We start from the raw sequence: 1,371 nt of genomic DNA on the forward strand, positions 1-1,371 counted from the left end.
AGGAGTTCACGACGGGCGCGAAGCAGGCCATCGAGGGTATCGAGGGTATGGCCTCGTTCCTGGAGCAGGCTGCTACGACGCTGCAGGACGCCGACTCGCAGCTCGCCTCGGGCATCTGACCTCAGCGGCACCGAGCACGTTCTTTCGGAGGCGGTCCTGGACTTCGGTCCGGGGCCGCCTCCGGCGTCGTCCCCGAGAGGGTGGCCGGAGGCCGGACCTTCGGTGGCACGTGGCGTGGCGGCGCTGCTGATACGTGACGGTCGGGGGACGCTAGCGTGACGCACCGGAGAGACGAGCGAGGCGGAGGACGATGACGGAGCTGGTGGCGGGAGACCCTGAGCGGTCGACGAACGACGGAGGACGGCCGAGCCCTGCCGGCGTCGCCCTGCGACCCCTCGGCTATCTGCTGGTCGGGCTGGTGTGGCTGGTGATCTGGCTGTTCGCAGTCGGTCTCCTGGTCGGGTCGGTGGGTTACCTGGCGTTCGACGACCCGGAGACCACGCTCAGCGGTGGCGGGCGCGCACCGGCGGCGCAGGCGATCGTGCTGATCGTCTCCGCACTGTTCCTGGCCGCCGTCATCGGCCCGGGTGGCTGGCACGTACTGACGGCGTCCTGGCCGCTGGCCGTGCTGTCGTTCGTCTATCTCGCGCGGTCCCTGAGACCGTCCTATGCGGGCGAGAAGCTCTCGTTCACGGCCTACGGCTTTCGGGGGAGCACCTTCGGGCCGCCCACCGCCGGCGACATCGCGCTCTCGCTCCAGCCCGTGCGGCCGACACCGTTCACTGATCGCGTGATGCGGTTCTACATGGCCGGCTGGGGCTGGAACCCGCGCATGCTCCTGGCGATGCTGCCGGCCGGCCTCGCCTGGTCGACGGCGATCGGCGCCATCATGCCGGGACTCCCGGACGCGGCGCACCTGACGTTCCGGATCGTCACCGTGGCACTGCTCGCGGCCTCGCTCGTGCTGGGCGTGCGAGCGTTCCGCGCCCGCCCGGCACGGGACGCCGACGCTGCCGAGGAGACGGGAGTCGCGCACCTGTCCGCCGACGAGCGGGCGCGGCGTCTGGAACAGCTCAAGAGGCAGCGGGCGCGGCGCCTGCGCAAGGAGTAGTTCCCGCTGGTGGTCGTGCGGTCGGATGGGGACTAATACCCATCGACGGAGTCTGGTGGGTTGGTTACTGTCTGGGTAGTCGGATCGGCCGTGGGGGCCGGCCGGGATCTGAGAAGGGGAATCTTCATGGCGAACATGAATGTGACGTACGAGGAGCTCCGTGGGACCGCTGGTCAGCTGCGTAACGGCCAGACCGCGATCATGGACCAGCTGACGAATCTGTCCTCGCAGGTGAACAACCTGGTGGCGTCCGGCTTCCA

General features: G+C 69.4%; 1 protein-coding gene. It reads left to right on the forward strand.

The genetic code is table 11. The features are described 5' to 3' along the window. Window positions 1–310 precede the first annotated feature (310 nt). Window positions 311–1,111, forward strand: coding sequence for a hypothetical protein (locus LUU90_RS26360; RefSeq protein ID WP_275007328.1), 801 nt, complete (start codon window positions 311–313; stop codon window positions 1,109–1,111). Window positions 1,112–1,371: the final 260 nt, after the last annotated feature.

Source organism: Promicromonospora iranensis, assembly GCF_028994775.1.
In the GTDB taxonomy this organism is placed as follows: Bacteria; Actinomycetota; Actinomycetes; order Actinomycetales; family Cellulomonadaceae; genus Promicromonospora; species Promicromonospora iranensis_A.